The organism is Myxococcus virescens (assembly GCF_900101905.1).
Lineage (GTDB): Bacteria > Myxococcota > Myxococcia > Myxococcales > Myxococcaceae > Myxococcus > Myxococcus virescens.
The window spans coordinates 291644-308667 of the sequence record NZ_FNAJ01000007.1 but is presented as its reverse complement, the minus strand read 5'-3'; the positions used below and the strand labels follow the sequence as shown (position 1 = coordinate 308667).

The 17024-nt window shown below is 69.2% G+C and carries 10 protein-coding genes; 5 read left to right on the top strand and 5 right to left on the bottom strand.

Translation table 11 applies throughout. The features are described 5' to 3' along the window. Positions 1–16: 16 nt before the first annotated feature. Entirely contained in the window at positions 17–1795 is a 1779-nt protein-coding gene (locus BLU09_RS22035; RefSeq protein WP_090491482.1) for a vWA domain-containing protein, read from the top strand. A 92-nt stretch (positions 1796–1887) separates the two neighbouring features. Then, the gene (locus BLU09_RS22030) at positions 1888–2583 is read left to right on the top strand and encodes an expansin EXLX1 family cellulose-binding protein (protein WP_090491481.1); all 696 of its coding nucleotides are present in this window, start codon (positions 1888–1890) and stop codon (positions 2581–2583) included. A 15-nt stretch (positions 2584–2598) separates the two neighbouring features. Here BLU09_RS22030 and BLU09_RS22025 read toward each other — a convergent pair whose 3' ends face one another. The 4 genes from BLU09_RS22025 to BLU09_RS22010 all read right to left on the bottom strand — a co-directional run bounded on the left by BLU09_RS22025 (position 2599) and on the right by BLU09_RS22010 (position 12867). Beyond that, complete coding sequence (locus tag BLU09_RS22025; protein ID WP_090491480.1) at positions 2599–8163, bottom strand: DNA repair ATPase; 5565 nt, start codon at positions 8161–8163, stop codon at positions 2599–2601. A 142-nt stretch (positions 8164–8305) separates the two neighbouring features. Further along, a complete protein-coding gene (locus BLU09_RS22020) occupies positions 8306–10468 on the bottom strand; it encodes an SPFH domain-containing protein (protein WP_186817650.1) in 2163 nt (720 codons plus the stop codon). 114 nt (positions 10469–10582) lie between these two features. Then, the gene (locus tag BLU09_RS22015; protein WP_090491478.1) at positions 10583–11458 is read right to left on the bottom strand and encodes a hypothetical protein; all 876 of its coding nucleotides are present in this window, start codon (positions 11456–11458) and stop codon (positions 10583–10585) included. Between the two features lie 428 nt (positions 11459–11886). After that, on the bottom strand, positions 11887–12867 hold the full coding sequence (locus BLU09_RS22010; protein WP_090491539.1) for a methyltransferase: 981 nt from the start codon (positions 12865–12867) through the stop codon (positions 11887–11889). Positions 12868–13033: 166 nt separating this feature from the next. On the opposite strand from BLU09_RS22010, the gene BLU09_RS22005 reads away from it, so the two are divergent. Together BLU09_RS22005 and BLU09_RS22000 are read left to right on the top strand one after the other, a co-directional pair. Beyond that, positions 13034–13759: a 2OG-Fe(II) oxygenase gene (locus tag BLU09_RS22005; protein WP_090491477.1), complete on the top strand. Its 726-nt coding sequence runs from the start codon at positions 13034–13036 to the stop codon at positions 13757–13759. Between the two features lie 26 nt (positions 13760–13785). Next, positions 13786–14163, top strand: coding sequence for a DUF1330 domain-containing protein (locus BLU09_RS22000; protein WP_090491476.1), 378 nt, complete (start codon positions 13786–13788; stop codon positions 14161–14163). A gap of 1 nt (position 14164) precedes the next feature. Here BLU09_RS22000 and BLU09_RS21995 read toward each other — a convergent pair whose 3' ends face one another. Next, entirely contained in the window at positions 14165–15844 is a 1680-nt protein-coding gene (locus BLU09_RS21995; protein ID WP_186817651.1) for an amidase, read from the bottom strand. Positions 15845–15922: 78 nt separating this feature from the next. Here BLU09_RS21995 and BLU09_RS21990 point away from each other — a divergent pair, with 78 nt between their 5' ends. Further along, the gene (locus tag BLU09_RS21990; protein WP_090491474.1) at positions 15923–16981 is read left to right on the top strand and encodes a patatin-like phospholipase family protein; all 1059 of its coding nucleotides are present in this window, start codon (positions 15923–15925) and stop codon (positions 16979–16981) included. Positions 16982–17024: the final 43 nt, after the last annotated feature.

The window sequence follows — 17024 nt, the reverse complement described above, 5'->3', positions numbered from 1 at the left end:
CGACCTTGGAGCCCCGATGTCCCCCTTCTCGCTGAAGCGCCAACTGACTGTCTGGGGAAGCGCCCTTCTCGTCGCCAGCACCCTGCCCGGGTGCCACAACCGGAGCCCCACCGCCGACGAGCGCCCGAGCCAGGGGGCCGCACAGTCCGTCGCCAGGGATGACGACGCCGCGCCCGTTCCTGAGGGAGAGGAGTACGTCGCGGACCGGGTCAGCGCCGAGCATTCCGTGGCAGCCCCGGCCCCTGCGCCCCCCCCGGCTTCCGCGCTCGCCGGGCCCGTTGCGCGCGCACCCGCGCAGGAAGCCGCCAAGAAGGTCTCCCTGGGCAAAGCCGAACTGCATCGCCGCGAACCGGGGCCCATGAAGCTGTCCGCTGACGCCTTGGCGGGCGCGTCCCTCGAGTCCAAACCACAAGACGCCGCTCCCGCGGGCGGAAACACCTTCGAGGCCTGGAAGGCCAACGCCTTCGTCGAGACGGCCAAGGACCCGCTCTCCACGTTCGCCGCGGACGTGGACACCGCGTCGTACACGGTGTCGCGCCGCTACCTCGTCAACGGCCAGCTCCCGCCCGCCTCCGCCGTCCGCGTGGAGGAGTTCGTCAACTACTTCAAGTTCCGCTACGCGCCCCCGGAGACGGGCGCCTTCGCGGTGCACCTGGAGGGCGCGCCCTCACCCTTCGACGCCAAGCGCCACTTCCTGCGCGTGGGCGTGCAGGGCAAGGTGGTCTCGCGCTCGCAGCGCAAGCCCGCGCACCTCGTGTTCCTCGTGGACACCAGTGGCTCCATGCACTCGGAGGACAAGCTGCCGCTCGCGAGGGAGGCCATCAAGGTCGCCGTCAAGAACCTCAACGAGAACGACACCGTCGCCATCGTCACCTACGCGGGCAACACCCGGGACGTGCTGCCGCCGACGCCCGCCACCGACGTGAAGAGCATCCACGCCGCGCTCGACTCGCTCACGGCCGGTGGCGGCACGGCGATGGGCTCCGGCATGGAGCTGGCCTACCGCCACGCCGTGAAGAAGGCCTCCGGCAGCGTGGTGTCCCGCGTCGTCGTCCTCACCGACGGTGACGCCAACATCGGCCGGAACGTGAGCGCCAACGCCATGCTGGACAGCATCCACAAGTACACGGCCGAGGGCGTCACCCTCACCACCGTGGGCTTCGGCATGGGCAACTACCGCGACGACCTGATGGAGAAGCTCGCGGACAAGGGCAACGGCAACTGCTTCTACGTGGACAGCCTGCGCGAGGCGAAGAAGGTGTTCGAGACGCAGCTCACCGGCACGCTGGAGGTCATCGCCAAGGACGTGAAGTTCCAGGTGGAGTTCAACCCCGCCGCCGTCCGCCGCTACCGGCTGGTGGGCTATGAGAACCGCGACGTCGCCGACCACGACTTCCGCAACGACAAGGTGGACGCGGGCGAGATTGGCGCCGGCCACAACGTCACCGCCGTGTACGAGGTGGAGCTGACGGGTGAAGCCACCGAGCCGCTGGCCACCGTCCGCGTCCGCGCCAAGGCGCCCAACGGCACCGAGGCCTCCGAGCGCGAATTCCCCTTCGAGCGCACGAAGCTGCGTGACACGCTGGCGCAGGCGTCGCCGGACTTCCGCTTCGCCGTCGCCGTGGCCGCCACCGCCGACGTCCTCCGCGACAGCCCCTCCGCGGAGGGTTGGAGCCTGGCCACGGCCGAGAAGCTGGCCGAGGGCGCCACCGAGGGTGACGCCGACCGCAAGGAGTTCGTGCGGCTGGTGACGCAGGCCCGCGCCCTCAAGGGCGCCTCCGTCCGGGGCCGCTGACACCGGGGCGCAAGCCCGCATACACGTCGGGGTGGAGGGTGCCCGGGGCCCCTCCACCCCGACGCCGTTTTTGCGGGGTATGCTGAGCGGCCATGCACCCTCTTCGCTCGAAGTCCCGGCGCTTCCTCCTCCCTGTCGCCGCGGTGTTCATCGCCTGTGGCGGTTGCAGTGACGACCCGTCTGGCGGCGGCGCGCCGCTGGGCGAGGAGCAACAGGGCATCGCCACCTTCTACAACGCCACCGGCTCCGGCAATTGCAGCTACGAGCCGACGGGTGACTTGATGGTGGCCGCCATGAACACGCCTCAGTACGCCAACAGCGCGGCCTGTGGGCAGTGCGTGGACATCACCGGGCCCAAGGGCTCGGTCCGCGTGCGCATCGTGGACCGCTGCCCGGAGTGTGAATCCGGCCACCTGGACCTGAGCCGGCAGGCCTTCGCCCGCATCGCGGAGATGGAGCAGGGCCGGGTCAACATCACCTGGACGCCGGTGTCCTGCGACGTGGCGGGGAACATCGAGTACCACTTCAAGGAAGGCAGCAATCCCTGGTGGACCGCCATCCAGGTCCGCAACCACCGCCTGCCCATCCAGAAGCTGGAGTGGCGGCGCGGCACCGGCGGATGGCAGGACGTCCCGCGCGAGAGCTACAACTACTTCGTCAACTTGAGCGGCATGGGCGACGGTCCCTTCTCCGTACGCGTCACCGCCGTGGACGGCCAGCAACTGGAAGACACGCTGGACAGAGTCCTCGACAACCGCAGTGCCGAGGGCTCTGGCCAGTTCCGCTAGCGCGCGGCGCGCGGTTCAGCGCCGCAGCATGGAGCGCAACAGCTCCAGGGCCTCGGTGACATTCTGCCAGACCTGGAGCGACTTCATGACGCCCTCGCCCTCGCCCTGGATGGCGCGGCGCGAGGCGCGCTCCAGCGGGAGCAGCACGCCCTCCACCAGCTCGATTTGACGGCTCAGCTCGGCGGGTGACGGCCCCGTGAGCGCGGTGCGCTGCAGGGCCTCCGCGGGCACGTTGGCGGACACATTCACAGGACGCTCCGCCAGCGCGGTGATGGCGCGGGAGAGCTGCTCCATGTACGCGCCGAAGTCGGGTGAAGCCATCGGTGCAGCCATGCGCACGGTGGGCGCGGACTCCGGCGGCTCCGCGGGGCGCTCGGCCTGCGCCGCCACCCGCTCCGTGAGCGCCTTGAGCAGGTGCGCCATGTGCTTGAGGTATGGCGTCAGGTCCGGCCCCGCGGCCACGGGCGCGGCGACGACGGGCGCCGGGGTGGCCTTCGCGGCCTTCACGGACTCGCGGCCCACCTTCGCCACCTCCAGCACGGCCTCGCGCAGGGACTCCAGGCGAGGCAGCACCTCCACCACCGGCCCCGGCTGCTCGTCACGCGCCTGGCTGGCAGAGACGTGGTTGGCCGCCTGCACCACCGCGTCGCGCACCGCCCCCAACTGCTCCTCGATGCCGCTGAGCTGACCGGTGACGCGGGCCACGGGGTCGTCGTCCTTGCCGCCCATGCGCTTCACGCGCGCGAAGCCCTGCTTGATGTCCTCCCAGCGCTTCGCCTTCTCCGGCGTCAGGCGCCCGCGCATCTCCGCCAGCTTGAGCAGGTTCTGCTCCGCCGCCGTCGTCAGCGTCTGGGACTCGCCCTGGTAGTGGTCGTCGATGAGCCGCTCGAGCTCGTCGTCGGTCATCGCGGAGACAATCTTCTCCGTCAGCTTGTTCATGTTGCGGTAGCTGCCCTGCAACTTGAACGCGGGCTCGGAGCGGAAGCGCTCGTCCTGCGCCGCCGAGGCGATGTACTGCAGGTTCACCTTCAGCAGCACCGACTGGGCCCGGAACATGCGCTGGAACACCGCGATGATTTCCTGGAGCTCCGCCGCCGCGTAGCCGTGCTTCAGCTCGCCCGTCTGGACCTCCTCGCCCTGCGCCATGCGGATGAGGCGGTGCGTGTCCGCCGGGTCGCGCGTGGCCAGCGGCGCCGTCACCGTGTTCGAGGTGAGCGCGTTCTCGATGTAGCTGAGCGCGAACAGGTGCTCCTTGCCGTCGAGGATGTCACCCAGGTTGTAGGTGTCCGCGCGGTTGGCGAGCATGTCCGGGATGCGGAAGCGCTCACCCGTCTCCGTGTACGGGTTGCCGGCCATGACCACGCAGAACTTCTTGCCGCGCAGGTCATAGGTGCGCGTCCGGCCGTTCCACACGCCTTCCACGCGGCGCTGGCCGTCGCACAGGGAGATGAACTTCTGGAGCAGCTCCGGGTCCGTGTGCTGGATGTCGTCGAGGTAGAGCATCACGTTGTTGCCCATCTCGAAGGACAGGTTGATGCGCTCCACCTCCTGCCGGGACGTGGCGTTGGGCGCCTCGGCCGGGTCCAGCGACTTCACGGAGTGACCCAGCGCCGGGCCGTTCACCTTCACGAAGGTGAGCCCCAGGCGGCTGGCGACGTACTCCATCAGCGTCGTCTTGCCGTAGCCCGGAGGCGACATGAGCAGCAGCATGCCCATGCGGTCCGTGCGCTTGCCCTCACCCGCCGCGCCCAGCTGCTTCGCCAGGTTGGCGCCGATGAGCGGCAGGTACACCTCGTCGATGAGCCGGTTGCGCACGAAGGACGACAGCACCTTCGGCGTCAGCTCCTCCAGGCGCAGCTTGCGGCGCTCGCGCTCCAGCAAGTCCCTCAGCAGCGCACGGTACGCCTGGTACTGGGGCACCCGCACCTGCCGGAACTCGCCCAGGCGCGCCAGGAACTCGTCCAGGCGCAGCGGCAGCTTCCGGTCCTGGATGCGCGAATGATTGCCCAGCAGCGCGGAGACCTCGGTGGCCGTCAGCGCGCCCGCCGTCTCACGGTCCAGCTTGGAGCCGGTGAGCAGCAGCACCGCCGTCTCCAGCGCCACATGGACGGAATCCCCCGGACCGCCCTCGCGCTGCGCGAGGTAGCCGTCCAGCCACACCCGGGCGAGCTCCAGCCGGGCGCCCAGGTCCTTCTCCAGGCCGCGCAGGTCGTCCTCGAACGCGGACCGCGTCCCGTGCCGGTCGAGCTCATTCAGGAACGCGTCCCGCAGTGCCACCGCCTCGCCGCTGGTGGTGAAGCGCGGGTGCTCCGCGCCCAGCTCCTCGACGAGGTAACGGCCCGCCTGCCGCGGCTCAGCCGGCGAGTGCGCCAGGCCGTTCGCGGTGAGGAACGTGGCGATGCGCTCGCCCAGTGCCTCGCCCACCTCCGCCATGCTGCCACCGGACGCGAAGGTGGTGCGCAGCCGCGCCAGGCTGCGCGCGCGCCGCTGGAACACGGTGCGGGCCGCCTCGTCCGCGTCGAAGGCCCAGTACAGCGCCGCCCAGGCGCGCGGCACCGGCGCGAAGCGCAACAGGCCGGCGCCCTGGTGCAGGCCCAGCAACTTCTCCAGGATGGAGACCGCGTCCGCATCATGGACGCCGCGCTCGTAGCCCTCGTCGAAGCGGTCGGCCGCGTACGCGCGCACCTTCTCCAGCAGCGTGCCGCCGATGAGCGCCTCGTGCAGCGCATCCAGCGACTGGCCACGCTTGCCATCCTCCGCGTCCGCCAGGAGGCAGCCCGCGAGGTACTCGGAGCGGTAGACGGCCGGCGACTCGGAGACCAGGTGCTGGTCCCAGAGGTCGCGGTACTTCAGCAGCTCCGCGTCATCCACCTTCTGCGCGTAGTCCGTGCCGGTGAGCTGGAGATACAGCTCCCCGTCGCGCGGAAGCAGCGTCAGGTCCAGCGGCTGCGTGTTGACGTTGAAGCGGTACGTCCCCAGCTTGATGACGTTGTCACCATCCGCGAACAGGTCCTGCCGGTCCCGGAGGGCGCGCAGCGCGTCCTGCTTGGCGGACTTCACGCGCGACATCACCTCGTCCGCGCGGACGCTGTCCTGAAGCTCCATCAGCTGGTCGGCCAGCTGGCGCAGCTTGAGGATCATCGCGTCGGAGGCGTAGTAGCCGTTGAGCTCGTCGTCCGTCTTGAAGGACTTGGCCCGGCGCTGCACGCCCTGGAGGATGCGCTCCGCGGCCCCGAAGAGGCTCTGCGCGCGGCGCTGCCGCTCGTCCAACAGGGACTGCTTGCGCGCGCCAAAGGCCTCCAGCAGCTCCTCGCGCTTCTGGGTGATCTGCTCCAGGAACTCGTCGAACTCGCCGAAGCGGCCCTCCAGCTCCTCCAACTGCACGGTGAGGCGGGACATCGCCTCGTCGCAGCGCTCCGGGCTGTCCGCCTGCGACAGCGAGCTTTCGATGCTCTGCCCCAGCAGCTTGAACTGCGCGCCGAACTCCGCGCGCTTCTCCCGGCCGGACAGCTCCTTGCGCTTGGCCGCGAGGCTGGCGCGCACGCGGTTGAGGCGGCTGAACAGCTCGGAGATGCCCTCCAGGATGCGCGCACGGGCCAGCGGGTCACCTACTTGGAGACCGCCAACGACCTCGCCCAGGACCTCCAGGCCGTGGGCCGTCCGCTCCACGTCCTCGCCCAGGGGCGCCAGCTCCACGGACGTCTGCACCGGCTCCAGCTGCGCCAGCAGCTCGTCCAGGCGCGAGGCCAGCGGCGCCAGCGCCTCGCCCGTCTGGAGGAACTCCACGCAGGCCGTGCTGACCCGGTCGGACGCCTCCACCACCGCGGTCTCCAGGACGTCCACGCGTCCCAGGTCCATGTAGCGGATGTCCTTCAACGTAATCAGGTGCCCGCGCTGCTTGCGCAGGTCCGCCAGCGCCTGCATGAAGGCTTCCGCGTGCGTGAGGTTCTCCGGCTGGACGCGCAGCAGCAGCGTCTCCTGCTCCACCTCCGCGCCCGCCAACGACTCGGTGGCGCGCTTCTGCATCGCGACCACCTTCTCGAACTCATCGATGATGAGCTCGGCGGTGCGCCGCAGGGTCTCCACCGGTTCCTGGAGGCCCGTCTCCTCATGGCCCAGCCAGTAGTACGCGTCCAGCGCGCGGGTGGCCGAGGACACCAGGTCCTCATACGTGCGCCGGGTGGGCTTCTCCGACTTCGCGATCCGCTGAATCGTCAGCGCGTCCGAGATGCCGCGCACCAGCTCCGCGTTGCCCACCTTGCCCAGGTAGCCCGGGGCCGGCGGCGTCCCCGCCGCGTGCTCCGCGGATACGAACGGGGTCTGCCACACCTGCATCGGGTGGACGCGCGTGGGCTCATCCGACGCGGAGCGGAAGATGACGAGCTGCCCGTCTGAGAACAGGCTCATGCCGTGCGCGACCAGGGGGTTCTGCACCTCCTTGCGCACCAGGTTGTACGGGAAGAGGACGTAGCAGCCGTCCGTCCTCCGGTGGAAGATGTAGAGCACGTCCTCGCCGTTGGGCGAGCGGATGGCGCGCTTGAACTCCATGCCTTCCGACGCCGCGGCGCCGTCGAAGACCTTGAAGTCCCCTGTCTGGAGGTAATAGCCGCCCGGGAAGACGATGCCCTGGTCCTCCGGCAGCCGCACGCACGCCTGACCCATCGCGTCGATGCGCACGACGTGCTGCGTGCGCGAGTTGAAGACGAGGTAGCGGTGCGTCTTCTCCCGGAACGGCAGCACCCGCAGCAGGATGAGCGTGCCCACCTGGGCCCAGGCGAACTCGGCGTCGTCCAGCGACTGGTCCGGGTCGTCCACGGGCTCGCTGTAGATACCCATGCCGGTGGAGGTGTTGTCCTCCACCTTGATGGTGAGGTCGCCCTTCACCGTCTCCACGAACACCTGGTCCAGCACGTTGACGTGCGGGTGCTGGCCGGTGACGTAGTTGTCCCGCGTGGCCACCGTCCACTCGAAGTCGTGCGACGGCGGGAAGACGTGGTCGCGCTCGCCCTGGTTGTCCAGGTAGGTGGCGCGGCCCTCCAGGTCCAGGCTGAAGCGGAAGACCTTGATGTCGCGCAGCGACTGGCCCGTCTGGAAGACGGCCAGCAGGCGCGAGTCCAGCTTGCGAATCTGAAGGAGCTTCGCGTCCTTGTAGTACTTGTAGAGCTCGCCGAAGTCCTTCACGAAGCGCGGGTCCGCCAGGAACCCGCCGGCCTCGGAGTTGGACACGGCGGAGAAGTCGTACCCGTCGGCCGTCTTCTCGAACTTGTGCAGGGAGAACACGTCGGACACCGACGTCTCCCGCTTCAGGCCGATGAAGACGTTGTAGCCGAAGAGCAGGTACTTGCCGACGCTGGCGATGTCGCACGGGACGCAGTTGTGCTCGGTGCGCACCCGCTCGTTGCCGATGACGGTCAGCTCGGTCCCACCGAAGAGCGCCTTGCGCCGCCCGTTGAGGTCCGTCGCCTTCGCGCCCAGCACATCCGCCTGCGACAGGAGCCGCGAACGGATGACCTCGTAGCTGCCGCCTTCCAGCGCCGCCTCGCCCGCGGGCGCCGCGCCCTTGCCACCGTCAGTTGCCATGAGTGTTCACCGGAAATGCGAAGACCCCCACCCCCGCACCCTCCCGAGCGGAGGGGCGCCACCCCGGAGGGGAGGCCGGAGTGAGGATCGTCTTACGGCCGTGCCACCGCCGCCTGCTCACGGCGGTGGCCCATTGGGACTGTCAGCCCTGCTTGTCGACCGTGCCCGGACGCGCCACGTCTTCCACCAGCGCCTTGAGGCCGGCGGAGGTCGCGGCCACGGGGCTGGCCGCCATCTTGTGCAGCAGCGCGGCCACGGCCAGGTTCTGCGCGTCGTTGCTCAGGCCCGGCTTGGAGAGAATCTCCTTCAGGTCGGCCGGCAGGTCCTTCTCGCCGTTGAGGTAGCCGCCCAGCGCCGTCTTCAGCGCCTCGCCGTGGTCCAGCGCGCCGTCCACCGCCGTGCCGAACGACACCGCCTTGACGAAGCGCTCGAAGAACTGGCCGTCGCCACCGACGATGTTGAACTTCGCGTTGGCGAACGCCTTGGCCAGCACCTCGGCCTGCGCGTGCGCGATGTCCTTCTTCGCGCGGATGGCCTCCAGCTCCACGTCGCGCTCCTTGTTGAGCTTGAGGCGGAACTCCTCGTGCTCGCGGCCGACGCCGTCCATCAGCTTCATGGACGCGGCCTTCTCCGCCAGACCGCGGGCCTCGGCCAGCAGCTTCTCCTGGATGGCAGCAGCCTCGGCCAGCTGCTTCTCGCGCGTGGCAATGGCCTCCGCCTCGCCGCGCTTCTGGATGGCGCTGGCTTCCGCCTCCAGCACGCGCGCCTGGGCCAGGCCCTTCTCCTGCGCACCCGCGGCCTCCGCCAGCAGCTTCTCGCGGACGATGTTCGCCTCCGCGTGGCCCTGCTTCTCGATGGCGCCCGCCTCGGCTTCCTTCACGCGGACGTTGACCATGCCGAGCTTCTCCTGCGCCTGCGCGTCGGCCTCCTTCACGCGGACCTCGGCCAGGCCCTCGGCGGCGGCCTCGGCCTGGACGCCCTCGGCCAGACGGACCTTCGCCTTCGCCGTCTTGTCAGCGGCCTCCAGCTCGGCCTCGGCCAGCGTCAGCTTCTCCTTGGCGGTGAACTTGGCCACCTCGTTGGAGGCCTCGGCCGCCTTGATGTCCTTGACCAGCTTCTCCTGCGCCTGCGCCTCGGCGGTGATGAGCAGCGCGTCCTTGCGGCGGGTGGCCTCGGCCTTCACGCGCAGGTCCTTGATGCGCTCCTCCTCCTCCGCCACCGTCTTCTCCACGGCGATGCGGGCGCGCACCACGTCGGCGATGGCCTTCTTCTCGCCTTCGAGCGCCTTCTCCTTGGCGATGCGCTGCAGCTCCGTCTCACGCTCACGGTTGATGGCTTCCAGGGCGCGGTCCTTCTCCACGCGCTCGGTCTCCACGCCCACCACGCGCTCGCGGTTCTTCTGCGCGACCTCGATCTGCCGGGCCTTGTTCTGCTCGTTGATGTTGATTTCTTCCTCGGCCTTGATGCGCGCCAGCTGGGCCTTGGCGTACTCCTCCTGCTTCACGCGCTCGGCCTCGGCCGTCTCGCGAGCCTGGATGCTGTCGATCTCGCGCTTCTGCTTCGCGGCGGCCTCTTCACGCTGACGCTCGAGGGCGAAGATGGCCTCATCCGCCTCGACGTTGCGCTTGGTGACGGCCATGCGCTCGTCCTGGCGCAGCTCGTTGGTGAAGACGTTCTGCTTCGTCGTCAGCTCGGTGATCTTCCGGATGCCCTGCGCGTCGAGGATGTTGTCCTTGTCCAGCATCTCGACCGGGGTCTGCTCCAGGAAGTCGATGGCGCAGTCCTCCAGCATGTACCCGCTGAGGTCACGGCCGATGACGTTGACGACCTGGTCCTTGATCTCCTCACGCTTGGTGTAGAGCTCCTCGAAGTCGAAGCTCTTGCCCACCGTCTTGAGGGCCTCGGAGAACTTGGCCTCGAAGAGGTTCTCCAGCGTCTCCTGGTCAGAGGCGCGCGCGCAGCCAATGGTCTGCGCCACCTTCAGCACGTCCTCGCGCGTCTTGTTCACGCGGACGAAGAAGGTGACCTTGATGTCACCCCGGATGTTGTCCCGGCAGATGAGGCCTTCCTTGCCACGGCGGTCGATTTCCACCGTCTTCAAGGAGATGTCCATCACCTCGGCCCGGTTGATGATGGGGAACACCACCGCGCCGGTGAAGGTGACGACCGGCTCGTTCTTCAGCGTGTTGACGATGAGCACCTTGCCCTGGTCCACCTGCCGGTAGAGCCGGACGATGGTGAGGAGGATGCCTCCGAGAAGGATGATGCCACCGATGCCGGCAGCGACCGCGGTAATGGGGTCCATGGCCATTTCCTGATTGATGATGACAGCGGGCCTTGTATCAGGCGCCGGAGGTCCCCCGCAAAAGCCCTCCGGCGTCGAATGTGACGGTCGCCCCCTCTGCGCGACCGGTAAAACTCAGCCTCGTGCCTTCACGCGAGCCAATGCCGCTGCGCGGGCCGGATCCTGGAGCTGCTCCATCTCCTCCGGCAGCAACCAGTCGACCGGCTCCACTTCATAGACGCGCCGTTCCGCGTCGTACGCGAGGATCAGCGCCGGCTGGCCTCGCTTGAGTTCATTGGGCTTCGCGCAGACGACGTTGAGGATGACGCCCGCGCCGCCGTCCTCGAAGGTCGCGTGGCCCGTCTTGGCCGTCACGCTGCCGCTGGAGATGGTGCACACGCGGCCCATCAGCGCGTCGCGCCCCGGGGCGCGCCTGGTCACGAACACCGGCCGCAGGGGCCGGACCGCGAAGCCCGCCGTCACCGTCCCCGCCGCGAAGCACGCCAGCCCCAGCCCGCTGCTCAGCAGCCACGACGGCATCATCCCGCCCAGCGCCTCGTGCAGCGGCTGCGCGCTCACCACCGACAGGAACCAGGCGATGAACACCACGAAGCTCACGGACACGGTGATGGGGATGCCCGCGAAGCCCATGGCCGCCAGGACTCCGCCACCGTCGACGTCGAAATCCGAGTCATGGGCGCCCAGCGCCTTCGCGCCGCCCAATGCCTTGCCCCCCCCCTCGATGGCGCCGCTCAATGCCTTGCCACCGCCCTCGATGGCCCCGCCCAATGCCTTGCCACCGCCCTCGATGGCCCCGCTCAGCGCCTTGCCGCCACCCTCGATGGCCCCGCTCAGCGCCTTGCCGCCCGACTCCAGCGTGATGTCCCCATCGAACAGGTCGATGCCGACCGCGCCCACGATGACGAACAGCCAGTACGTCATCACCACGCCGAGGACGATGGTGAAGATGGCGGTCGGGAAGGCCAGAATGGTGTCGAGGAAGGCGCTCATGCGGCTTGCGCACCACTCTAAACGAATGTCATTCCCATCGAAAACGCGCCTTGCGCTTTTCTGCCCCACCCCTGGGCGGGCGGCCGGGCGGCACCTGCGTTGCCGCGCGGCCCACTCCTGAGCACTCCAGGAGGACGGCTCACATGGCGTGGGCGGGATTCCCCTGGCTCAAGGCACGTGGCCCCTCACGCAGAACCAGCCCGGCAGTCCAGGCCCCGTCCAGCAGCCCGGCACGAGACGCAGCTCGAGCGGCTCCAGCGCGAGAGTCCGGCCCCAGCGCTCCGGAGTCACCGGTGGCCCGGTGAAGAAGACGGTGCTCAAGAAGACCATGGTGGCCGCCGTGAAGGAGGCCGCCGAGCACCAGGGCCCCGGCAGCGCCGGAGGCGGGCGGCCTCCTGAGCCCCCGCCTTACGGCGACCGCGGGTGGCTCAGGCCACCACGGCTTCGACGACGCTGGGCGGCATCGTCGTCGGGAAGACGTTGGACAGTCTCAGCCCCGCCTTCTCCAGGAGCGCCGTGTACTCCGGCCCCGTGCGCTCCCGGCCGCCCACGAGCACGAGCATGGCCAGGTCGTAGAGGTTTCCGAAGTGGGGCACGTTGTCGCCGGGCAGCACCGTCTCCACGATGAGCAACCGCGAGTCGGGACGCATCGCCGCGCGGATGCACTTGAGGATGCGCAGGCTCTGCTCGTCGTCCCAGTCATGGAGGATCTGCGACAGGATGTAGACGTCCTTGCCTTCGGGAACGATGCGCTCGAAGAAGTCACCAGCGACGACGTCACACCGCGGCGACAGCTCCTGCTCGGCGATTCGCTCGCGGGCCTCCACCGCCACGTGTGGCATTTCGAAGACGGTGCCGCGGACGCCGGGATTGGCCTTGAGGATGTGCGTCAGCAGCATGCCCGTACCGCCGCCCACGTCGACGATGCTGCGCGCGGAGGAGAAGTCATATCCGTTCACCACGGCGGGCGCGTTCAGCGTCTGGTACGCGGCCATGCTGCCATTGAAGATGGCGGCGACGTCGGGATGCGTCGTCATGTAGTTGAAGAACGTGTCGCCCATGAACTTCTCGACCGTGGGCTTGCCCGTCTTCAAGGCGGTGGCCAGGTCTCCCCACGCCTGCCACGACAGGATGTGTCCATGCGCCCGGAGCGAGCCATACACGGAGCCGGGGTTGTCCTTGCGAAGCATTCCACCCAGCTCCGTCAGGGCCCAGCGCTGCGTGGACTCATCCTTCACGAGCACCCCCAGGCCGCTGAGCAGGCGCAACAGCCGGCGCAGCGTGGGCGCATGCGTCCCACTGGCCTCGGCGAGCTCCTCGACCGTCTTGGGCGTATCACCGATGGTATCCGCGAGCTCGAGTTCCGCCATGATTTGAAGGCTCCGGGAAACCCAGAAGCCATAGACCATTTGCGTCATCTGCAGAGCGGCGGGCGGAGGCGCGTGAGAGGCTCGAGGTTGCTGGCTCATGTGTCCGTCTCCAAGGAGTTGAGTAGCATCGGCTAGGCTGCAACCTATAAGGTAGGCTGTAAAACTGCTACGGTTCTCTTATTCACCCGGAAGTCCGAGTCTCCCCGTGCGCGCTTACATCACCCGCCGAGAGGCCATGCCCCGCAGCGCGCTTCACGAACTGCGGACCGCCCTGCTCGGCTCGCGCTTCGTGGCACGCAGTCCGTTGATGGGGACGTTCCAGGCCAGCCGGGGGTTTGCCTTCATCTTCACGCACGAGGGCCGCGCCACGTTGGAGGCCCGCTTCCCCTTTCTGGTGCCCTACCTGGCCCACGTGCTGGACCCGATCCATGCGACAGGGTTGTTGCCTTGGCATGAGCGGCTCTGGGGTTCGCGGCGGGAGCGGCCCGCCCCCAATGCATTCTATCTCAACCTCTTGTTGCTCGATGCGGGGCGCGGCGTGGGGCGACACATCGACGCGACACTGCAGGAGCCCAGCGGCGTCCCCGATGCGACGCCCCGGCACGTGAGCGTGCTGTATCTCCAGGTCCCCGAGCGCGTCCGGGGTGGCGAGCTGCGCCTTCTCCAGAATGACACCCCCGTGGGTGAAATCCGCCCACGCGAGGGCCTGCTGGTGCACTTCCGCGGCGACCTCCAACACGAGGTGCGGCCCTTCACTGGCAGCCAGGAAGGCGCGACCCGCGCCAGCCTCGTGTGTGAGCAATACGCCTTCCCGCCCGAGGCGCTCGCCCGAATCCCCGCCTTCCGCATCCAATCCAAGGCAGGCTTCGCCGCGTATCTCGACCACCAGCGCGAGCAGCCCGGTGGCGGCTCCGTGGGCACGTTGGAATAGCTTTCATCCCGAACCGAGGAGGCACCATGGCCGTCGATCCTCAGCACACCGACGTTGAACGCTTCATGCGGGAGGATCCGGGAGGCCCCGTGGTCATCCTGAACCTGGTGCGCTTCAAGGAAGGCGGCCGCACGTCCTATGAAGCCTATGCGAGCGCGGTGATGCCCTTCATCCAGAAGGTGGGCGCCCAGCCCCTCTACGCCGGAGACGGCTCCACGGCGCTGGTGGCCGATCCCGGACAAACGTGGGACGCGGTGCTCCTGGTCCGCTATCCCAGCCGCGCCGCCTTCCTCCAGATGGTGGCGGACCCGGAGTACCAGCACATCGCACACCTGCGCACGGAGGCACTCCAAGAAGCCGTGCTCCAGGCCACCACGCCCTGGGCCACGTCGCCGGAGCCCTGAGTCAGGGCTTCGCGAGTGGGCCTCCCGCGCCAGCGTGCACCCGCAGGTCCGCCGTCTCCGCGAAGGTGGGTGGGCGGCGGTGCTTCGACGCCTGTTCATAGGCATGCGCCAGCTTCAAGAGGACGGGCTCGCTCCAGGCCCCGCCGATGAAGGACAGCCCCACGGGCAAGCCGTACACGAACCCCGCGGGCACGGTGATGGAGGCGTAGCCTGATACAGCCGCGGGCGTGGAGCTGCTGCCCAGCCAGTGGTCACCGTTGATGGGGTCGATGAGCCCCGCGGGCGCCTGCGTCGGCGCGACCAGCGCATCCAGCTTGTGCTTCTTCATCACCGCGTCCAGCCCCTGCGCGCGCGACAGGCGGCGGCAGGCCTGGAGGGCCTTGAGATAGGCCTTGTCCGTCAGGGGCCCCTTGGCCTGAGCCATGAGGAAGAGCTCCTGGCCGAAGTACGGCAGCTCCGACGGGGCGTGCGCTTCGTTGTAGCGGATGAGCTCCGCGAGCGTGCGCGGGGCCGTCCCCTGCGCCAACGTCGCAAGGTAGGCCTCCAGCCCCGCCTTGAACTCGTAGAGGAGGACCTCCAGCTCGGGGGCGTCCACCTGCGCCACCGCGGGAATCGGCGCCGGGTCCACGAGGATGGCGCCGCGGGACTTCATCAAGGCCAAGGCCTCCTCCACGAGCGCGTCGGTGGCCGGGTGGTAGCCGAAGAAGCGCTCCCGGGGCACGCCGATGCGAGCGCCCTTCAGCCCGCCCACGTCGAGGAACCGGGTGTAGTCCGCCTGGGCCTTGCCCCGGCTCGCCGCCGTCGCCGCGTCCGAAGGGTCCACGCCCGCGAGCACGCTCAACAGCGCCGCGGCATCCGCTACGGTGCGCGCCATGGGGCCGGCCGTGTCCTGGCTGTGGGAGATGGGAATGATGCCGGAGCGGCTCACCAGTCCCACCGTCGGCTTGAGCCCCACCAACGCGCTGGCCGCCGCGGGCGACACGATGGAGCCATCCGTCTCCGTGCCCACGGCCACGGCGCAGAAGTTGGCCGCCGTGGCCGCGCCCGCCCCCGAACTGGAACCCGAAGGCGTCCTGTCCAGCGCATACGGGTTGCGCGTCTGGCCACCCCGCGCGCTCCAGCCACTGGCCGAGCGCGTGGAGCGAAAGTTGGCCCACTCGCTCAGGTTCGTCTTGCCCAGGATGACCGCGCCCGCGGCTCGCAGGCGCTCCACGATGAACGCGTCCCGAGGCGGCCGCGCGCCCACCAACGCCAGGGAGCCCGCCGTCGTCTGCATCTGGTCCGCGGTGGCGATGTTGTCCTTGAGGAGCACCGGGATGCCGTGCAGCGGGCCCCGGGGGCCCTTCTCGCGGCGCTCCTGGTCGAGCGCGGCGGCCGTGGCGAGCGCGTCCGGGTTCAGCTCGATGACGGAGCGCAGCGGCAGGCGCCCGCGCGAGTCCCAGTCAGCAATGCGCGCGAGGTAGCGCTCGGCGAGGCCTTGCGCGGTGAGCTCGCCTGTCGTCATCGCGGCCTGGAGTTCCACCACGGTGGCCTCGGCCAGCTCGAAGGGCCGCTCCGGCGTCGGGGCCACATGGGCGGGGACATCCAATGAAGCGAGCGCCGTTGCAGCGGCCGTTCCACGCAGGAGCGTGCGGCGGCTGAGGTCCACCGGGGAGCCGGGAGAGGCTGCGGTTTTCTTCATGGTGGGGAGGCTACAGCACCCCGGCGGCACGCGAAGAGTCGCAACCCCGGTGGGGCTTCGTTAGGTTGGCGAGCCGATATGGCCTCCCACCTCACGCTCCTGGCCGGGCCGGACGCGCTCCGGCTCATTCGCGAACGAGGCTTGCGCGGCGACGACGTGGACGTCGTCCCCGGTGCCTCCGGCGGTCCGAAGTGGCTGGTGCTGGCGGGACTGGACCGGGCGCTGTTCGCCGGCCTCTTCCAGAACCGCTCGCGCCCCCTCCACCTCATCGGCAGTTCCATTGGAAGCTGGCGGCTCGCCTGCGTGGCCCAGAAGGACCCGGTGCTGGCCTTGCGCCGCTTCGAGGCGGCGTACATCGACCAACGCTATCCGCCCAAGCCCACGCCCACCCAGGTGAGCGAGACCTGCGAGCGCATCCTGGATGCGCTGCTGGGCGAGGACGGTGAAGCGGAGATTCTGGGCCACCCCTGGGCACGGCTGCATGTCGTCACCGCGCTGTGCCGGGGGGCGGTGGGAATGGAAGGCCCACAGGCGCAGCTCTTCGGACTCGTGCTCTGCGCCCTGGGCAACCTGGTCAGCCGACGGACGCTGGGGCTCCACATGGAGCGCGTCATCTTCCACACGGCCGGGGACACCAGCCCCTTCGCCGGGCTCAAGGACCTGCCCTCCACCCACCTGCCACTGACACGGGAGAATCTGCGGCTGGCGCTGCTGGCGTCAGGCTCCATCCCCCTGCTCTTCAGCGGCGTGCGTATTCCCGGCGCGCCCGCGGGCGTGTTTCGCGACGGCGGCGTGGTCGATTACCACCTGGACCTGGACTTCGGCCCGGGCACGGGCCTGGTGCTGTACCCGCACTTCTACCCGTACGTGGTGCCGGGCTGGTTCGACAAGTCGCTGCGGTGGCGGCGGGCACGGCCCCGGAACTTCCGCAGGGCGCTGCTCATCGCTCCGTCTCCGGAGCTGGTGGCCCGCCTTCCTGGCGGCCGGATCCCGGACCGGGTCGACTTCGAACGGATGAAGGACGCCGAGCGCATGCGCGCCTGGAACCAGGTGGTCTCCGAGAGCGAGCGCATGGGCGACGAGTTGCACGAGCTGATGGTCACCGGACGCCTCGCGGAGCACGTGCGGCCCCTCTGAGGTCTGCGGCCGTCGGCCCGGAAAAGTCGACGGCCGGCTCCTT